Below are 18,433 nucleotides of genomic sequence, written 5' to 3' on the forward strand. Positions count from 1 at the left end.
CAACAAGCGTTGATTTACTACGTAAGGACGTCTCAATGAAATCGCTGCGTTTACTTTTATGCGCTCTCCCGCTGGCGTTAACCGGCTGTTCCACGCTCTCATCCATCAACTGGTCTGCGGCCTATCCGTGGAACTGGTTTGGCTCCTCAATGGAAGTGACCGAGCAGGGCGTGGGCAAAATCACCGCCTCGACGGCGCTGGATCAGGATGCCATTCAGGATGCCATCGGCAGTGATTATCGCCTGCGCAGCGGCATGAAAACCGAGAACGGCAACATCGTGCGCTATTTCGAAGCGTTGAAAGATGACAAAGTGGCAATGGTCATCAACGGCGATAAAGGTACGGTCAACCGCATTGCGGTGATGGATGAAGAGATCCCGACCTCAGGTGGCGTGAAGGTGGGAACGCCGTTTGGCGAACTCTATCAGAAAGCGTTTGGCCACTGCGCCAGTGTGCCATCGGAGGAGAGCGTGGCGGTCGAGTGTAAGGCCGACGGCAGCCAGCATATTAGCTATGTGTTCAGCGGCACCTGGAACGGTCCGGAAGGGTTAATGCCGTCTGACGACACCCTGAAAAAGTGGAAAGTGAGCAAAATTATCTGGCAGCAGTAATTTGCGCCTGAGCAAGCCGCCTCGCTGAAATCCGGGTATAATAGCCGCCATCAATGCCACGCTGTCGTGGCATCTTTATTTCAGGAGGAGCGATGTCTCAGGTACAGAGTGGCATTTTGCCAGAACATTGCCGGGCGGCGATTTGGATTGAAGCCAACGTCAAAGGGGACGTGGATGCCCTGCGCGCGGCCAGCAAAGTTTTCGTTGATAAACTGGCCACCTTCCAGGCCAAATTCCCCGAAGCCCATCTGGGCGCGGTGGTCGCCTTTGGCAGCACCGTCTGGCGTCATCTGAGCGGCGGCGAAGGCGCAGAAGAGCTGAAAGACTTTATTCCTTATGGCAAAGGTCTTGCGCCCGCCACCCAGTATGACGTTCTGATCCATATCCTCTCCCTGCGTCACGACGTGAACTTTTCTGTCGCTCAGGCTGCGATTGAAGCCTTTGGTGACAGTATCGACGTGCAGGAAGAGATCCACGGTTTCCGCTGGGTGGAAGAGCGCGATTTGAGCGGCTTCGTCGACGGCACCGAAAACCCGGCCGGGGAAGAGACGCGTCGCGAGGTGGCTGTAATCCAGGATGGCGTGGACGCGGGCGGCAGCTATGTGTTCGTCCAGCGCTGGGAGCATAACCTCAGGCAGCTTAACCGCATGAGCGTGCATGACCAGGAGATGATGATTGGCCGTACCAAAGATGCCAATGAAGAGATTGACGGCGATGCGCGTCCGGTCACTTCCCACCTGTCCCGCGTTGACCTTAAAGAAGACGGTAAGGGGCTGAAGATTGTTCGCCAGAGCCTGCCGTACGGCACCGCGAGCGGTACGCACGGCCTGTACTTCTGCGCTTACTGCGCACGCCTCTACAACATCGAACAGCAGCTGCTGAGCATGTTTGGCGATACCGACGGTAAGCGTGACGCCATGCTGCGCTTCACCCGCCCGGTGACCGGCGGCTACTACTTTGCGCCGTCCGTTGAGCGCCTGCTGGCGTTGTAAATCGCTCTCCATTCGTAGGCCGGGTAAGCGTGAGCGCCACCCGGCAATTTCTCCCGCACCTCTTATTCCCTTTTCTGCTTCTAAATCACCAAACGGTATATAAAACCGTTACTCCTTTAGACTCCGTTATAAATATTATGACTATAAGATAGTCATCACATTTATAAGGGTGCGCAATGGCCGTTACTGTACTGAAAAAAGGATCGCTGGCACTGGCAGGTTTACTGCTGGTGGCGCAGGCGCAGGCAACCGAGTTGCTGAACAGTTCTTATGATGTTTCGCGCGAGCTGTTTGCCGCCCTTAATCCCGCATTTGAACAGCAGTGGGCGAAAGAGAACAACGGCGACAAGCTGACCATCAAGCAGTCGCACGCTGGCTCATCTAAGCAGGCGCTGGCCATTTTGCAGGGGCTGAAAGCGGACGTGGTGACCTACAACCAGGTCACGGACGTGCAGATCCTGCACGACAAAGGCAAACTGATCCCGGCGAACTGGCAAAGCCGCCTGCCGAACAACAGTTCGCCATTTTACTCCACCATGGGCTTCCTGGTGCGCAAGGGCAACCCGAAGAACATCCACGACTGGAACGACCTGGTGCGTTCAGACGTAAAGCTGATCTTCCCGAATCCGAAAACCTCCGGCAACGCACGTTACACCTACCTGGCGGCGTGGGGCGCGGCGGACAAAGCTGACGGTAACGATAAAGCGAAAACCGAACAGTTTATGACCCAGTTCCTGAAAAACGTCGAGGTGTTTGATACCGGCGGTCGTGGCGCAACCACCACCTTCGCCGAGCGCGGGCTGGGCGACGTACTGATCAGCTTTGAATCCGAAGTGAACAATATTCGTAAACAGTACGAAGCGCAGGGCTTCGAAGTGGTTATCCCGAAAACGAACATTCTGGCCGAGTTCCCGGTGGCGTGGGTGGATAAAAACGTTAAGGCTAACGGCACAGAAAAGGCGGCGAAAGCCTACCTGAACTATCTGTACAGCCCGCAGGCGCAGACTGTTATCACCGACTACTACTACCGTGTCAACAACCCGGACGTGATGAGCAAGCTGAAAGACAAATTCCCGCAGACCGAGCTGTTCCGCGTGGAAGATCATTTCGGCGCCTGGCCTGAGGTCATGAAAACGCATTTTGTCAGCGGCGGTGAGTTGGACAAACTGCTGGCAGCGGGGCGTAAGTAATGTTTGCAGTGTCCTCCAGACGTGTGCTGCCGGGCTTTACCTTAAGCCTCGGGACCAGCCTGCTGTTCGTCTGTCTGATTTTGTTATTACCGCTCAGCGCGCTGGTGATGCAGCTCGCTGAGATGAGCTGGTCCCAGTACTGGGAAGTGATTACTAACCCGCAGGTGGTGGCGGCCTACAAGGTCACCCTGCTGTCTGCGTTCGTGGCCTCGATTTTTAACGGCGTGTTTGGCCTGCTGATGGCGTGGATCTTAACTCGCTATCGCTTCCCGGGCCGCACCCTGCTCGACGCGCTGATGGATCTGCCGTTTGCCCTGCCGACGGCGGTTGCCGGTTTGACGCTGGCGTCGCTGTTTTCCGTGAACGGCTTTTACGGTGAGTGGCTGGCGAAGTTTGATATCAAAGTGACCTATACCTGGCTCGGTATCGCGGTGGCCATGGCCTTTACCAGCATCCCGTTTGTGGTACGTACCGTGCAGCCGGTGCTGGAAGAGTTAGGACCCGAATACGAAGAGGCCGCAGAAACGCTCGGCGCCACGCGCTGGCAGAGTTTTCGCAAGGTCGTGCTGCCGGAACTCTCTCCGGCGTTGCTGGCGGGTATCGCGCTCTCCTTTACCCGCAGCCTCGGTGAATTTGGCGCGGTCATTTTTATCGCCGGGAACATCGCGTGGAAAACCGAAGTGACCTCGCTGATGATTTTTGTCCGTTTGCAGGAGTTTGATTATCCGGCCGCGAGTGCGATTGCCTCGGTGATCCTTGCCGCGTCGCTGCTACTGCTGTTCTCGATTAACACTCTGCAAAGTCGCTTTGGTCGACGTGTGGTAGGTCACTGATGGCGGAAGTTACGCAATTGAAGCGCTATGACGTGCCCCGCATCAACTGGGGCAAATGGTTTCTGATTGGTACCGGCGTGCTGGTCTCCGCATTCATTCTCGTCGTGCCGATGGTGTACATCTTCGTTCAGGCCTTCAGCAAAGGGATTATGCCCGCGCTGCAAAACCTGGCCGATCCGGACATGCTCCACGCCATCTGGCTGACGGTCATGATTGCCCTGATCACCGTCCCGGTGAATCTGGTGTTTGGCGTATTGCTGGCCTGGCTGGTAACGCGCTTTAACTTCCCGGGGCGTCAGCTGCTGCTGACCCTGCTGGATATCCCGTTTGCGGTGTCACCGGTGGTGGCGGGTCTGGTTTATCTGCTCTTCTACGGTTCCAATGGCCCGCTGGGCGGCTGGCTGGATGAACACGACCTGCAGATCATGTTCGCCTGGCCGGGGATGGTGCTGGTGACCGTCTTTGTCACCTGTCCGTTCGTGGTACGCGAGCTGGTGCCGGTGATGCTCAGCCAGGGCAGCCATGAAGATGAAGCCGCGGTGCTGCTCGGCGCTTCCGGCTGGCAGATGTTCCGCCGCGTCACGCTGCCGAATATCCGCTGGGCACTGCTTTACGGCGTGGTGCTGACCAACGCCCGTGCGATCGGTGAGTTTGGCGCGGTGTCGGTGGTATCCGGCTCGATTCGCGGCGAAACCCTGTCGCTGCCGTTACAGATTGAATTACTGGAACAGGACTACAACACCGTCGGTTCCTTTACTGCCGCAGCGTTGCTGACGCTGATGGCGATTTTGACCCTGTTTTTGAAGAGTGTGGTGCAGTGGCGTTTAGAGAATCAGGAAAAACGTCAGCATCAGGAGGGAAATCATGAGCATTGAGATTGCCAATATTAAGAAGTCTTTTGGTCGCACACAGGTGCTGAATGATATCTCGCTGGATATCCCTTCCGGACAAATGGTGGCGCTGCTGGGGCCGTCTGGCTCCGGTAAAACCACGCTGCTGCGTATTATCGCCGGGCTTGAGCACCAGACCAGCGGACATATCCGCTTCCACGGTACGGACGTAAGCCGTTTGCATGCCCGCGACCGTAAAGTGGGTTTTGTATTCCAGCACTACGCCCTGTTCCGCCACATGACGGTATTCGACAACATCGCGTTTGGTTTGACCGTACTGCCGCGTCGTGAGCGTCCGAATGCGGCCGCCATCAAAGCGAAAGTGACCAAACTGCTGGAGATGGTGCAGCTGGCTCATCTGGCGGACCGCTTCCCGGCACAGCTTTCTGGCGGGCAGAAACAGCGCGTGGCGCTGGCGCGTGCGTTAGCCGTGGAACCGCAAATCCTGCTGCTGGACGAACCGTTTGGCGCGCTGGATGCGCAGGTGCGTAAAGAGCTCCGCCGCTGGCTGCGTCAGCTTCATGAGGAACTCCAGTTCACCAGCGTTTTCGTGACCCACGATCAGGAAGAGGCGATGGAAGTAGCCGACCGCGTGGTGGTGATGAGTCAGGGCAACATTGAGCAGGTTGACGAGCCAGAGCAACTCTGGCGTGAACCGGCGACCCGCTTTGTGCTGGAGTTTATGGGGGAAGTAAACCGCCTTCAGGGTGCTATTCGCGGCGGTCAGTTCCACGTTGGCGCGCACCGCTGGCCGCTGGGGTATACCTCCGCGCACCAGGGGCCGGTGGATCTGTTCCTGCGCCCGTGGGAAGTGGACGTCAGCCGCCGTACCAGCCTGGACTCACCGCTTCCGGTGCAGGTGCTGGAAGCTAGCCCTAAAGGTCACTACACCCAATTAGTGGTACAGCCCCTGGGCTGGTACACCGAGCCGCTGACCGTGGTTATGCGTGACGACGAGCCGCCGCACCGGGGGGAACGCCTGTTTGTGGGGCTGCAACACGCGCGCATTTATCATGGCAACGAGCGCATCGAGACGCGCGAGGATATTGCTCTGGCGGAGTCAGCCTGATAGGTTATTGAGTATGTTTTTCGCCCGGTGGCGTGATGCTTACCGGGCTTTTTATTGAGTAAAAATCGTGAATACACTCGAACACACCATCGGCAACACCCCTCTGGTCAAACTTCAGCGCATGGGGTGTGACAACGGCAGCGAAATCTGGGTCAAACTTGAAGGCAATAACCCGGCGGGGTCGGTGAAAGACCGGGCGGCGCTGTCGATGATTGTTCAGGCCGAAAAGCGCGGCGAGATAAAGCCCGGCGATGTGCTGATCGAAGCCACCAGCGGTAACACCGGTATCGCACTGGCGATGATAGCCGCCCTGAAAGGCTATCGTATGAAGCTGCTGATGCCGGATAACATGAGCCAGGAGCGCCGTGCCGCCATGCGTGCCTACGGGGCCGAGCTGATTCTGGTGAGCAAAGAGCAGGGGATGGAAGGGGCGCGAGATTTAGCGTTAGCGATGGCGGAGCGCGGGGAAGGCAAGCTGCTCGACCAGTTTAATAACCCGGACAACCCGTACGCGCACTACACCACCACCGGCCCGGAAATCTGGCAGCAAACCGGCGGGCGCATCACCCACTTTGTCTCCAGCATGGGGACCACGGGCACGATCACCGGTGTGTCACGTTTTCTGCGCGAGCAGGAGCAGCCGGTGACGATTGTCGGCCTCCAGCCGGAAGAGGGAAGCAGTATTCCGGGCATTCGCCGCTGGCCCGCGGAGTATATGCCGGGCATCTTTAATGCGCAGCTTGTGGACCAGGTGCTGGATATTCATCAGCGCGAGGCGGAAAATACCATGCGTGAGCTGGCCGTGCGTGAAGGCATCTTCTGCGGCGTCAGTTCGGGTGGCGCGGTAGCGGGGGCGATTCGGGTGGCTAAGGCAAACCCGGGTGCAGTAGTGGTAGCGATTATTTGCGATCGCGGCGATCGCTACCTGTCGACCGGCGTCTTTGGTGAAGAGAGTTATTCGCAGGGGGCGGGGATTTAAGCGTCATGGAGATGATTTTATTCCGGGATAACACCCGGGCGCAGCAAACCGATATTGTCGCCGTTCAGTCGCAGGTGGTGTACGGCAGTGTGGGAAACAGCATCGCGGTGCCAAATATTCGCACCCATCGACTGAACGTTACCGCCGTGCCGACGGTGCTGTTCAGCAATACGCCGCACTACGACACCTTCTACGGCGGGGTGATCCCGGACGAGTGGTTCAGCGGCTACCTGAAGGCGCTGGAAGAGCGCGAGATCCTGCGCGAGCTTAAAGCAGTCACTACCGGCTATATGGGCAGCGCCAGCCAGATCGTGCTGTTGGCGCAGTGGCTGAAGGCGATCAAAGTGCAACATCCCGATCTGCTGGTGCTGGTCGACCCGGTAATCGGAGACATCGACAGCGGGATGTACGTGAAGCCGGATATTCCTGAAGCCTACCGTGAGCACCTGCTCCCGCTGGCCCAGGGCATTACGCCCAACGTGTTTGAGCTGGAAGTGCTGAGCGGCAAACCGTGCCGTACTCCGGAGAGCGCCATTGCCGCCGCGCAGGGGCTGCTGTCTGACACGCTTAAATGGGTGGCGATCACCAGCGCGCCAGTGGCTGACGATCCGCAAAATATCCACGTCGTGCTGGTGAGCGAGGAGGGCGTTACCGTAAGCGCACACCCGCGCGTTGAGACGGACCTGAAAGGGACGGGAGATCTGTTCTGTTCGGAGCTGGTGAGCGGTATCGTCGGCGGTAAAACCGTGGCCGACGCCATTCGCATGGCGGGCGACAGGGTGACTGACGTGATGATCTATACGCAGTCGAAAGGCTACGACGAGCTTATTCTGCCTGCATAAACAAAAATGGCGCCCGAAGGCGCCATTTTACCGTGCGGCAAGAATTACTTCTTGATGCGGATAACCGGGGTTTCACCCACGGTAACGCTGCCAGACAGTTTGATCAGCTCTTTGATTTCGTCCATGTTGGAGATAACAACCGGAGTCAGGGTAGACTTCGCTTTTTCTTCCAGCAGTGGCAGATCGAATTCAATTACAGGGTCGCCAACTTTAACACGCTGGCCTTCTTCCGCGATACGTTTGAAGCCTTCGCCTTTCAGTTCAACGGTGTCGATACCGAAGTGAACGAACAGTTCGATACCGCTATCTGATTCGATAGAGAACGCATGGTTGGTTTCAAAAATCTTACCAATGGTACCGTCAACTGGAGCAACCATTTTGTTGCCAGTTGGTTTGATAGCAATGCCATCACCAACGATTTTCTCAGCAAACACTACATCCGGCACGTCTTCGATATTGACGATCTCGCCGGAGAGCGGAGCAACAATCTCAATAGTTCCGGAGTCGCTATTGCTTTTGTCACCGAACAGTTTACTAAATAAACCCATTAGACTTATCTCCTAAGCAGTAATTTGGGCCGCATCTCGTGGATTAGCAGATTGTTTTTTCTTCAATGAACTTGTTAACCAGCGTCATTAACTCGTCCGTTGTCGGTTGAGCAAGAGCCTGCTCTGCTAATACCTTCGCATCTTCGAAGTTCGTGTTACGGATAATCTTCTTGATGCGCGGGATGGAAATGGCGCTCATAGAGAATTCGTCCAGACCCATACCCAGCAACAGAAGTGTAGCACGTTCGTCGCCTGCAAGCTCACCACACATGCCAGTCCATTTACCTTCTGCATGAGAAGCATCAATAACTTGCTTGATCAAATTCAGTACAGACGGCGACATTGGCTGGTAGAGATGTGAAATCATATCATTACCACGGTCAACTGCCAGGGTGTACTGCGTTAAATCATTGGTACCGATACTAAAGAAATCAACTTCTTTGGCTAAATGACGTGCAATGGTCGCGGCTGCCGGTGTTTCCACCATCACGCCGATCTCGATTGACTCGTCAAATGCTTTACCTTCGTCACGCAGTTCCTGCTTGTAGATTTCAATCTCTTTCTTCAGTGCACGCACTTCTTCAACAGAGATGATCATCGGGAACATGATGCGCAGCTTACCGAAAGCGGATGCACGCAGGATAGCGCGAACCTGGTCACGCAGGATCTCTTTGCGATCCATGGCGATACGTACGGCACGCCAGCCCAGGAACGGGTTCTCTTCTTTCGGGAAGTTCATGTACGGCAGCTCTTTGTCGCCACCGATATCCATGGTGCGGACGATAACGGCCTGCGAGCCGCACGCTTCCGCAACCGCTTTGTACGCTGCAAACTGCTCTTCTTCCGTTGGCAGGGCGTCGCGGTCCATGAACAGGAATTCAGTACGATACAGACCTACACCTTCCGCACCGTTGCGCTCAGCGCCGTCAACGTCACGTACGGTACCAATGTTAGCGCACACTTCAACCTGATGGCCGTCCAGCGTGATGGCTGGCAGATCTTTCAGTTTAGCGAGTTCCGCTTTCTCGGTAGCAACCTGCTCCTGAACGGAACGCAGCTGCTCGATCACATCGTTAGTTGGGTTGACGTAAACCACGTTGTTTACGGCATCCAGAATCAGATAGTCGTCGTTTTTCACCTGCGAGGTGACGCTACCGGTACCCACGATGGCTGGCAGCTCCAGAGAACGCGCCATGATAGAGGTGTGGGAGGTACGTCCACCTGCATCAGTAATGAAACCCAGCACCTTGTTCAGGTTCAGCTGTGCGGTTTCAGACGGGGTCAGGTCAGCGGCAACCAGGATGACTTCGTCCTGAATCGCGCTCAGATCGATGATGGCCAGACCCAGGATGTTGCGCAGCAGGCGCTTACCGATGTCACGTACGTCAGCCGCACGCTCTTTCAGGTATTCATCGTCCAGCTCTTCCAGGGCAGTTGCCTGACCTTCGATAACTTCATGCGCAGCCGCGTCGGCCGTCATGCCTTTATCTTTAATCAGGGCTATGATTTCCTGCTCCAGCTCCTCATCTTCGAGCAGCATAATGTGCCCTTCGAAGATGGCTTCTTTTTCTTCACCGAAAGTTTCGCCAGCTTTAGTTTTAATCGCTTCCAGTTGCGCAGATGCCTTGGCACGACCGCTCAGAAAACGTTCAACTTCCTGATCAACCTTGTCGGCAGAAATTTTTTTCCGGTCAATGACGATTTCGTCTTCTTTCAGCAGCAATGCTTTGCCGAAAGCGATACCCGGGGATGCTAAAATGCCTGAAATCATAACCCTACCTTACTTGTGACTGATATTGAAAAGAACCCGGTAAACTTACTCGAGTTCAGCCATCAGCTTAACCAGATGCTCAACTGCTTTCTGCTCGTCTTCACCTTCAGCGGAGATGGTAACAACGGTACCCTGAGTCAGACCCAGAGTTTGCAGCTTGAACAGGCTTTTTGCGCTAGCGCTTTTGCCGTTGGAAGTCACAGTGATTTCAGAAGTGAAGCCTTTCGCTTCTTTAACAAACTGAGCAGCAGGGCGGGTGTGCAGACCGTTCGGAGCGGTAATGGTAACTTCTTGCTGGAACATTGTATTTCCCCAACTTATAGGTTTAGTGTTGTGGAACTAAAGTCTAGCCTGGCGACTTAACTTTAGCCTGTATAGTTAGCGCTGACGTTTCAATCGTCATTAAACATTATGCAGTGAAAGCAAGACTTGAACCAAATCATAAAATCGATTCAGCAGCGCTATTTCGTTCACCGATTAATTTCGCGCATCAAAATAATTGCTGGTTTAAATACCAGACCCAACGGGGTGAAGCAATGCCAGGAGGGGTAAAACTTTGAAGCAGGCCACAAAAAAGCACCTGAAAAGGTGCTTTTTTACGCGTTTTTAACATGCTGGCATCACTGTTGCAGTTCTTTCTCTGTGAACAGATCGGCAAACAGTGCTGTGCTTAAGTAACGCTCACCCGAAGACGGTAGGATAACCACAATATTCTTGTTGGTAAAGGTTTCGTCTTCCAGCAGTTTGAGAGCTGCAGCAACCGCCGCACCGGAAGAGATACCCGCCAGAATGCCCTCCTCGTCCATCAGGCGACGCGCCGTGGAGATGGCTTCTTCATTGGTGATGGCGACCACTTTATCGATCAGCTTCAGATCGAGGTTGCCTGGAATAAAGCCAGCGCCGATACCCTGGATTTTGTGCGGACCTGGTTTGATCTCTTCGCCTGCCAGCGCCTGAGCGATAACCGGCGAGTCGGTTGGCTCAACGGCAACGGTAATCAGATCTTTTTTACCTTTCGTGCCTTTAATATAGCGAGACACCCCGGTCAGCGTACCGCCGGTGCCTACGCCGGAGATGAACACATCAACCTGACCGTCGGTATCTTCCCAGATTTCCGGGCCGGTGGTTTTCTCATGAATTTCCGGGTTAGCCGGGTTGCTGAACTGCTGGAGCAGCAGATACTTTGCAGGATCGCTGGCGACGATTTCTTCGGCCTTCTGAATCGCGCCCTTCATGCCTTTCGCGCCTTCCGTGAGGACCAGATTCGCACCCAACGCTTTCAGCAGCTTACGGCGCTCAATACTCATGGTTTCAGGCATAGTCAGCGTCAGCTTATAGCCGCGCGCCGCCGCAACATAGGCCAGGGCGATACCGGTATTGCCGCTGGTGGGTTCAACCAGCTCAACGCCAGGTTTCAGCACGCCACGCTTTTCAGCATCCCAAATCATATTCGCACCGATACGGCATTTAACGCTGAAGCTTGGGTTACGAGATTCGACCTTCGCCAGAATGCGTCCATTACCGATACGGTTCAGTCGAACCAGGGGCGTATGACCGATAGTCAGCGAGTTGTCTTCATAAATCTTACTCATGGCCTGTCCTTAACTGTATGAAATTGGGATACCGACCCAGCATACCTGTTGAACAAGTATGGGGAAGTAAGGAAATCGCATATCTATATGCTGCAAGGAAATAATGGGGATCAGTATGGAATAAGGGGCGGCATAAGCCACCCCTCTTTTACACATTTTTGCATTACTTCCATAACGCGTGCTTAGCACGGTAGCAGTCCACCCACATCGCCGTCGCGCCGCAAACGGCAACGGGCATGATGAACAGATTCAGGAAAGGGATCATGGTGAACAGGCTGGTAAGGGCACCAAACTGCATATTGGCAACCTTCTGAGTGCGCAGGGCAGTGCGCATCTCTTTAAACGGCACTTTGTGGTTATCGAACGGATAATCACAGTACTGGATAGCAAGCATCCAGGCGCTGAACAGGAACCACAGCACGGGTGCGACCGTCTGGCCGATCCCGGGTACAAAATAAAGGATGAGCAGCACAATCGCCCGCGGCAGGTACCACGCAAACTTCTGCCATTCGCGCTTCATGATGCGGGGGACATCTTTCACGATCCCCAGTACGCCCGTGTCAGGCGGCGCCGCACCGGTCAGGCGCGCTTCCAGCTGTTCGGCCAGCAGACCGTTGAACGGCGCGGCTATCCAGTTAGCTATCGTCGAAAAGAAATAGCCGAAAACCAGCAGCACGGAGATAACCGCAATCGGCCAGAGCAGGTAGTCCAACCACTGTAACCAGTCCGGCACATAGCTCATCAGGGAAGGGATCCAGCTTTCCAGTCTGGTGAACAGCCACCAGAACGCGCCCCCCATCAGAATAATGTTGATCAGTAACGGCAAAACAACGAAGCGTCGAATGCCCGGCAGGGAGACCAGTTTCCAGCCCTGAGAAAAGTACCAGACCCCGCTACGTGGGGCAGAAGAAGATGTTGAAACCATACCAGGCTGTACTCCTTTTTACACAACCAGTGGAATTGCCCGCCTATATTATCCAGTTACGGGCCAATGACCAGTTCGGAAATGTTCGAAAAACCAGCAAAAAGCACGATTTAGTTCATCTTTATGCTGTGAATGCTCTGCATACACTTGCACTTGACGTAAACGGCAAATACTCTTAGTGAGTAAATGTTTGCCGTGGTGGCAAGGTGTTAGAACAACAGAGAATATAATGATGCAGGATTTGCGTCTGATATTAATCATTGTTGGCGCGATCGCCATAATCGCTTTACTGGTACATGGTTTCTGGACCAGCCGTAAAGAGCGTTCCTCTATGTTTCGCGATCGTCCACTGAAGCGCATGAAGTCCAGTCGCGAAGACGATGACGTTGAAGACGACATCGACGGTCTTGACGACGACGGCGTGGGTGAAGTTCGTGTTCATCGGGTCAATACTGCGCCCGGCGCAGCGCATGGAGAGCATGAAGCTCCCCGCGCTCCGCAGCACCAGTATCAACCACCGTATGCCTCTGCCCAGCCGCGCCAGCCAGCGCCGCCGCCAGTGGAAGAACCTGTTCGTCATCCGTCGCAGCAGCCTGTGCAACAGCAGCCCGTTGCGCCACAGCCTGTACAGCAGCAACCTGTGCAACAGCCTGCACAGCCAGTGCATCAGCCACAGCCAGTGCAACAGCCGCAGCCGGTAGAACAACCGCAGCCTGAATCTGCACCGCCTGCGCCACAGCCCGCTCCGCGCGTTGAGCCAGAGCCTGTTGTTGAGCCAGAACCGGTTGTTGAAAAGCCGCAGCGTAAAGAAGCGGTAATCATCATGAATGTGGCTGCTCATCATGGCACCCATCTGAACGGTGACGTGCTGCTTAACAGCATCCAACAGGCAGGCTTCAAGTTCGGCGACATGAATATTTTCCATCGCCACCTGAGTCCTGACGGCAGCGGTCCGGCGCTGTTCAGCCTGGCCAATATGGTCAATCCAGGCACGTTTGACCCGGAAATGACCGGTGATTTCGTCACGCCTGGGGTTACGATCTTTATGCAGGTGCCGTCCTACGGTGACGAGCTGCAAAACTTTAAGCTGATGCTACAGTCCGCTCAGCACATCGCCGACGAAGTGGGCGGTGTGGTGCTCGACGATCAGCGTCGTATGATGACGCCGCAGAAACTGCGCGAATATCAGGACCGCATCCGCGAAGTTAAGGAAGCTAACGCGTAATCGTCGCGTTTACTTCAACTCCTCCTCAACCCCCGCCTGTCGGGGGTTTTTCTCATTGATGGTGCGATATGGACTCAATCGAACAACAACTTACTGAACTGCGAACCACGCTTCGCCATCATGAATATCTCTATCATGTTATGGACGCACCGGAAGTGCCGGATGCGGAATATGACCGCCTGATGCGTGAACTGCGCGAGCTGGAAGCGCAGCACCCGGAGCTGATTACGCCCGATTCCCCAACGCAGCGCGTCGGCGCGGAACCGCTGGGTGCTTTCAGCCAGGTGCGCCACGAAGTGCCGATGCTGTCGTTGGATAACGTGTTTGATGAAGAGAGTTTTCTGGCTTTCAACAAGCGCGTGCAGGATCGCCTGAAGAGCGTCGACAATCTTAGCTGGTGCTGCGAGCTAAAACTGGATGGTCTGGCCGTCAGCATTCTTTATGAGAACGGCGTGATGGTACGTGCCGCAACGCGCGGCGACGGCACCACCGGGGAAGACATCACCACCAATGTGCGCACCATTCGTGCGATCCCGCTGAAGCTGCGTGGCGATAATATTCCTGCGCGGCTGGAAGTGCGCGGGGAAGTTTTCCTTCCGCAGGCGGGGTTTGAGAAGATCAATGAAGAAGCGCGTCGTACCGGGGGTAAAGTGTTTGCAAACCCGCGTAACGCGGCGGCAGGTTCGCTGCGCCAGCTCGATCCGCGTATCACCGCGAAGCGACCGCTTACTTTCTTCTGCTACGGCGTCGGGATCCTGGAAGGCGGTGACCTGCCGGATACCCACCTGGGTCGTTTAATGCAGTTCAAAGAGTGGGGTTTGCCGGTAAGCAACCGCGTGCAGCTTTGCGACTCTCCAGAGGCGGTGCTGGCGTTCTATCACAAGGTGGAAGAAGATCGTCCCACGCTCGGGTTTGATATTGATGGCGTAGTGATCAAGGTTAACTCCCTGGCATTGCAGGAACAGTTGGGTTTTGTTGCCCGGGCGCCACGCTGGGCAGTGGCCTTTAAGTTCCCGGCGCAGGAGCAGATGACCTTCGTTCGCGACGTGGAATTTCAGGTAGGACGTACGGGTGCGATTACGCCTGTGGCGCGTCTGGAGCCTGTGCAGGTGGCTGGCGTGCTGGTCAGTAACGCTACGCTGCATAACGCCGATGAAATTGCCCGTCTGGGGCTGCGAATTGGTGACAAAGTGGTGATTCGCCGCGCGGGCGATGTGATCCCGCAGGTGGTTAACGTAGTGGAATCAGAACGTCCTGCCGATACCCGTGCCATCGAGTTTCCTGCCCATTGTCCGGTATGTGGTTCGGACGTTGAGCGCGTGGAAGGTGAAGCGGTAACGCGCTGTACGGGCGGGTTAATCTGCGGCGCGCAGCGTAAAGAGTCCCTGAAGCACTTTGTCTCCCGCCGGGCGATGGACGTCGACGGAATGGGTGACAAGATCATCGACCAGTTAGTTGAGAAAGAGTATGTCCATACGCCAGCGGACCTCTTTACCCTGACGGCAGGTAAGCTGACCGGTCTTGATCGTATGGGGCCGAAATCTGCCCAGAACGTGGTCAATGCGCTTGAGGCGGCCAAAAATACTACCTTTGCCCGTTTCCTTTACGCGCTCGGCATTCGTGAAGTCGGAGAGGCGACGGCGGCAGGGCTGGCGGCGTATTTCGGCACGCTGGAGGCTCTTGAGAAAGCCACCATCGACGAACTACAGAAAGTCCCTGACGTTGGCATAGTGGTCGCTACCCACGTCTTCAACTTCTTCGCCGAAGAGAGCAACCGTGAAGTGATCGGTAAATTACTGGAACAGGGCATTCACTGGCCCGCACCGGTAGTGGTTAATGCAGAAGAGATCGACAGCCCGTTTGCCGGTAAAACGGTGGTGCTGACCGGCAGTCTGAGCCAGCTCTCGCGTGATGACGCGAAAGCGCGCCTGGTGGCGCTTGGGGCAAAAGTGGCGGGAAGCGTGTCAAAGAAAACCGACCTGGTGATCGCCGGGGAAGCGGCCGGTTCGAAGCTGGCAAAAGCGCAGGAGCTCGGCATCGAGGTGATCGATGAAGCGGAAATGATGCGCCTTTTAGGAGAGTGATGTGGAAAAAGAGCAGCTCGTTGAGATCGCCAATACGGAGATGCCGTTCGGTAAATATAAGGGCCGCAGGCTGATTGATTTACCGGAAGAATATCTGCTGTGGTTTGCCCGTAAGGATGAGTTTCCTGCCGGGCGTCTTGGCGAGCTGATGGCTATCACATTACTGATCAAAACAGAGGGGCTGACCCAGCTGGTGCAGCCCCTGAAACGTCCTTAAACTTTCGCGGCGCGGGTCTCTTCCTGCGCCAGCTTTTCAGTCTGTGCCTTGTAACGCCGCGCCAGTACCGCACACACCATCAGCTGGATTTGATGGAAAATCATCAGCGGTAGTACCATCATCCCAATGACCGACGTCGGGAACAGAATATTGGCCATCGGGATCCCGTTGGCCAGGCTCTTTTTCGATCCGCAAAATACAATGGTGATTTCATCGGCCTTATTGAAGCCGCATTTGCGGGCCACAAAGACGTTAACCGCGATCACAATGGTCAGCAGAACAATGCTTACCACCACAATAAACAGCAGCGATCCTGCGCCCACCCTGTGCCAGATGCCGTTCACCACGGCTTCGCTGAAGGCCGTGTAAACCACCAGCAGAATGGAGCTTTGGTCCGTTTTCCCGATCCATTTTTTGTGTTTCGCCACAAACGCCCCAATCCAGGGGCGGGATAAGTGTCCGAGCACAAACGGCAGTAGCAGTTGCAGACAAATTTTACCCACCTGCTCCAGATTACCTTCTGCACCATGCATGTTCATCAGCAGACCGACCAGCAGCGGTGAAACAAAGATCCCGAGCAGGCTGGAAGCCGAAGCAGAACAGACCGCCGCCGCGACGTTGCCGCCCGCCAGCGAGGTAAAGGCAATAGCAGACTGCACGGTGGCCGGCAAAATGCACAGATAAAGGAAACCGGTATAGAGTGCCGGATCGAAATTCACCGGCGCCCACCAGGCAAACAGCACGCCCAGAACAGGGAAGAGGATAAAGGTGCTGCACATTACCCAGAGGTGCAGTCGCCAGTGGCTACCGCCTGCAATAATGGCTTCCCGGGAGAGTTTGGCGCCATGCATAAAGAACAACAGGGCAATGGCTGCCGTGGTCAGCCCTTCAATGACCGGAACGAAACCGCCCCGCGCCGGGAAGAACGAGGCCAGCAAGACGACACCAATCAGGGTCAGCGTAAACGGATCAAGGATACGAAAAAGTTTCATAATCACTCCTGAAAACAGATGCCGCTATTGTGCTTTCTTCCCTTTGAGAAATAAAATTGATTTATTGCATCCATTCATGAATTAAACAGATGAATTATTCACTACGTCAGCTTCGTGTTTTCGTCACCGTCGCGCAGGCCCACAGCTTCAGTCGGGCAGGGGAGATGATTGGCCTCAGCCAGTCGGCGGTGAGCCATAGCGTGAAAGAGCTGGAAACTCAAACCGGCGTGAAACTGCTCGACCGCACTACGCGCGAAGTGGTGCTCACCGAAGCGGGACATCAGCTGGCAACGCGTCTGGAAAGGCTGCTGGATGAACTGAACAGTACGCTGAGAGACGTCGGACGGCTTGGACAACAGCTTTCCGGTACCGTGAGAGTGGCGGCGAGCCAGACGATTTCGGCGCATCTTATTCCCCAGTGCATCGCTGAAAGTAATCACCGCTATCCGGATATCGATTTTGTTTTGCACGACAGGCCGCAGCAGTGGGTACTGGAGAGTATTCGTCAGGGGGATGTGGATTTCGGGATTGTTATTGATCCCGGAGCGGTAAGCGACCTGGAATGTGAAGTGGTACTCTCGGAACCCTTTTTATTGCTCTGCCGCGATGATGATCCTCTGGCATCGCTGTCGCAGGTGGCCTGGCAAGCCTTACAGGGGGCAAACCTGGTGTTACAGGATTATGCATCAGGTAGCCGCCCGCTTATAGATGCCGCACTGGCCGCACAGGGCGTAAAGGCAACCATTGTGCAGGAGATTGGGCATCCTGCCACGCTCTTCCCCATGGTCGAAGCGGGGATTGGGATCAGCGTTCTGCCTGCGCTGGCGCTGCCACTGCCGCAGGGAAGTCGTTTAACGGTGAAGCGTTTCCTGCCCTGTATTGAACGCCAGCTGATGCTGGTACGCCGTAAAAACAGGTCTCTTTCCGGAGCGGCTCATGCCTGCTGGGATGTGGTGCGTATGCAGGCCAGGCGTCTGATGGAGGCCCGCACGCGCGATCCACTTTTTAACGAAACCAATGATCAGATATAGATATCAATCTGATGTTCTGCGGAGGGTTTATTGACGCCTTCCGCCACGGCCTGACCGCTTTCCTGTTTTGGCATCGCCTCTTCTGCCTGCTGACGCTGCAATTGCGCCAGCTGTGCCTGCAACATAGCCAGCTGAGATTCGAGCAATTCTTGCTGCTTTTGCTTTTCTTCCGCTGTGGCATCACCCATGGCGACTTCTTTGAGTTGCTGAGTGACTTTCGTTATCTGTTTGGTCAGACGGGTGATCTGGGAAGCAATGTCGTTTCCGCCGGAGCTGTTATCTACGCTGCCGATTTCCATCGCCGACAGAGAAACGGGCTTAAGAGTTGTCATATTGAGATCCTTTTCGCCATAAAATAGAGGTATCGGCAAAGAAGGGGTGAGCTTGAGTAAAACAAGCGGTTTGGCTGTAATGGGGATGTGCTATATCGCAGATAGCAAAAAAGCGCCTTTAGGGCGCTTTTTTACATTGGTGGGTCGTGCAGGATTCGAACCTGCGACCAATTGATTAAAAGTCAACTGCTCTACCAACTGAGCTAACGACCCGAAATGGTGGGCGATGACGGGCTCGAACCGCCGACCCCCTCCGTGTAAAGGAGATGCTCTACCAACTGAGCTAATCGCCCATTTCGGAACTGCTACG

19 protein-coding genes and 2 tRNA genes are annotated in these 18,433 nt (G+C 55.2%); 12 read left to right on the forward strand and 9 right to left on the reverse strand.

What is annotated here, in order from left to right; translation table 11 throughout:
* Positions 1-35: 35 nt before the first annotated feature.
* From SK51_RS10730 to pdxK, 8 genes are all read left to right on the forward strand, one after another.
* Complete coding sequence (locus tag SK51_RS10730) at positions 36-611, forward strand: RpoE-regulated lipoprotein (protein WP_022648954.1); 576 nt, start codon at positions 36-38, stop codon at positions 609-611.
* A 92-nt stretch (positions 612-703) separates the two neighbouring features.
* Complete coding sequence (locus SK51_RS10735; RefSeq protein WP_032676148.1) at positions 704-1,603, forward strand: Dyp-type peroxidase; 900 nt, start codon at positions 704-706, stop codon at positions 1,601-1,603.
* 176 nt (positions 1,604-1,779) lie between these two features.
* A complete protein-coding gene (locus SK51_RS10740; protein ID WP_022648952.1) occupies positions 1,780-2,793 on the forward strand; it encodes a sulfate ABC transporter substrate-binding protein in 1,014 nt (337 codons plus the stop codon).
* Positions 2,793-3,626, forward strand: a complete 834-nt coding sequence (cysT, locus tag SK51_RS10745; protein ID WP_022648951.1) for a sulfate/thiosulfate ABC transporter permease CysT — start codon at positions 2,793-2,795, stop codon at positions 3,624-3,626. Before SK51_RS10740 ends, cysT begins: the two co-directional genes overlap by 1 nt.
* Positions 3,626-4,501 (forward strand): sulfate/thiosulfate ABC transporter permease CysW, encoded by an 876-nt coding sequence (gene cysW, locus SK51_RS10750; protein WP_023306667.1) that lies wholly within the window; start codon positions 3,626-3,628, stop codon positions 4,499-4,501. Before cysT ends, cysW begins: the two co-directional genes overlap by 1 nt.
* Positions 4,491-5,585 (forward strand): sulfate/thiosulfate ABC transporter ATP-binding protein CysA, encoded by a 1,095-nt coding sequence (gene cysA / locus SK51_RS10755; RefSeq protein ID WP_023306666.1) that lies wholly within the window; start codon positions 4,491-4,493, stop codon positions 5,583-5,585. Before cysW ends, cysA begins: the two co-directional genes overlap by 11 nt.
* Positions 5,586-5,652: 67 nt before the next feature.
* Positions 5,653-6,564, forward strand: coding sequence for a cysteine synthase CysM (gene cysM, locus SK51_RS10760; RefSeq protein ID WP_022648948.1), 912 nt, complete (start codon positions 5,653-5,655; stop codon positions 6,562-6,564).
* A 5-nt stretch (positions 6,565-6,569) separates the two neighbouring features.
* Positions 6,570-7,406: a pyridoxine/pyridoxal/pyridoxamine kinase gene (gene pdxK, locus SK51_RS10765; RefSeq protein WP_022648947.1), complete on the forward strand. Its 837-nt coding sequence runs from the start codon at positions 6,570-6,572 to the stop codon at positions 7,404-7,406.
* A gap of 44 nt (positions 7,407-7,450) precedes the next feature.
* Here the strand turns inward: pdxK and crr are convergent, their stop codons facing one another.
* The 5 genes from crr to cysZ form a co-directional block, all read right to left on the reverse strand.
* Positions 7,451-7,954: a PTS glucose transporter subunit IIA gene (gene crr, locus SK51_RS10770; protein WP_022648946.1), complete on the reverse strand. Its 504-nt coding sequence runs from the start codon at positions 7,952-7,954 to the stop codon at positions 7,451-7,453.
* Positions 7,955-7,997: 43 nt separating this feature from the next.
* The gene (gene ptsI / locus SK51_RS10775) at positions 7,998-9,725 is read right to left on the reverse strand and encodes a phosphoenolpyruvate-protein phosphotransferase PtsI (protein ID WP_022648945.1); all 1,728 of its coding nucleotides are present in this window, start codon (positions 9,723-9,725) and stop codon (positions 7,998-8,000) included.
* Between the two features lie 45 nt (positions 9,726-9,770).
* Positions 9,771-10,028 (reverse strand): phosphocarrier protein Hpr, encoded by a 258-nt coding sequence (gene ptsH, locus SK51_RS10780; protein WP_000487600.1) that lies wholly within the window; start codon positions 10,026-10,028, stop codon positions 9,771-9,773.
* A gap of 317 nt (positions 10,029-10,345) precedes the next feature.
* Positions 10,346-11,317 (reverse strand): cysteine synthase A, encoded by a 972-nt coding sequence (gene cysK / locus SK51_RS10785; RefSeq protein WP_006811453.1) that lies wholly within the window; start codon positions 11,315-11,317, stop codon positions 10,346-10,348.
* A gap of 163 nt (positions 11,318-11,480) precedes the next feature.
* Positions 11,481-12,242, reverse strand: coding sequence for a sulfate transporter CysZ (cysZ, locus tag SK51_RS10790; protein WP_022648944.1), 762 nt, complete (start codon positions 12,240-12,242; stop codon positions 11,481-11,483).
* A 229-nt stretch (positions 12,243-12,471) separates the two neighbouring features.
* Here cysZ and zipA point away from each other — a divergent pair, with 229 nt between their 5' ends.
* The 3 genes from zipA (at position 12,472) to SK51_RS10805 (ending at position 15,768) form a co-directional block, all read left to right on the forward strand.
* Positions 12,472-13,467 carry a cell division protein ZipA gene (gene zipA, locus SK51_RS10795; protein WP_022648943.1) on the forward strand — a complete coding sequence of 332 codons (996 nt, stop codon included), beginning with the start codon at positions 12,472-12,474 and terminating at the stop codon, positions 13,465-13,467.
* 68 nt (positions 13,468-13,535) lie between these two features.
* A complete protein-coding gene (ligA, locus tag SK51_RS10800) occupies positions 13,536-15,551 on the forward strand; it encodes an NAD-dependent DNA ligase LigA (RefSeq protein WP_032623825.1) in 2,016 nt (671 codons plus the stop codon).
* A 1-nt stretch (position 15,552) separates the two neighbouring features.
* The gene (locus tag SK51_RS10805; protein ID WP_003861328.1) at positions 15,553-15,768 is read left to right on the forward strand and encodes a DUF3820 family protein; all 216 of its coding nucleotides are present in this window, start codon (positions 15,553-15,555) and stop codon (positions 15,766-15,768) included.
* On the opposite strand, the gene SK51_RS10810 is transcribed toward SK51_RS10805, so the two are convergent.
* On the reverse strand, positions 15,765-16,760 hold the full coding sequence (locus SK51_RS10810; RefSeq protein ID WP_048206671.1) for a bile acid:sodium symporter family protein: 996 nt from the start codon (positions 16,758-16,760) through the stop codon (positions 15,765-15,767). The two genes, SK51_RS10805 and SK51_RS10810, sit on opposite strands and share 4 nt — an antisense overlap.
* An 89-nt stretch (positions 16,761-16,849) precedes the next feature.
* On the opposite strand from SK51_RS10810, the gene SK51_RS10815 reads away from it, so the two are divergent.
* Positions 16,850-17,791: a LysR family transcriptional regulator gene (locus tag SK51_RS10815; RefSeq protein WP_032676151.1), complete on the forward strand. Its 942-nt coding sequence runs from the start codon at positions 16,850-16,852 to the stop codon at positions 17,789-17,791.
* On the opposite strand, the gene SK51_RS10820 is transcribed toward SK51_RS10815, so the two are convergent.
* The 3 genes from SK51_RS10820 to SK51_RS10830 all read right to left on the reverse strand — a co-directional run bounded on the left by SK51_RS10820 (position 17,782) and on the right by SK51_RS10830 (position 18,416).
* Positions 17,782-18,123, reverse strand: a complete 342-nt coding sequence (locus SK51_RS10820) for a FlxA-like family protein (RefSeq protein WP_022648939.1) — start codon at positions 18,121-18,123, stop codon at positions 17,782-17,784. The genes SK51_RS10815 and SK51_RS10820 overlap by 10 nt on opposite strands.
* A 137-nt stretch (positions 18,124-18,260) precedes the next feature.
* Positions 18,261-18,336, reverse strand: a tRNA-Lys gene (locus SK51_RS10825).
* Positions 18,337-18,340: 4 nt separating this feature from the next.
* Positions 18,341-18,416: transfer RNA gene (locus SK51_RS10830), tRNA-Val, on the reverse strand.
* Between the last annotated feature and the right edge of the window lie 17 nt (positions 18,417-18,433).

The sequence above is a fragment of the Enterobacter sp. MGH85 genome (genome assembly GCF_001037655.1).
Classification (GTDB): Bacteria; Pseudomonadota; Gammaproteobacteria; order Enterobacterales; family Enterobacteriaceae; genus Enterobacter; species Enterobacter intestinihominis.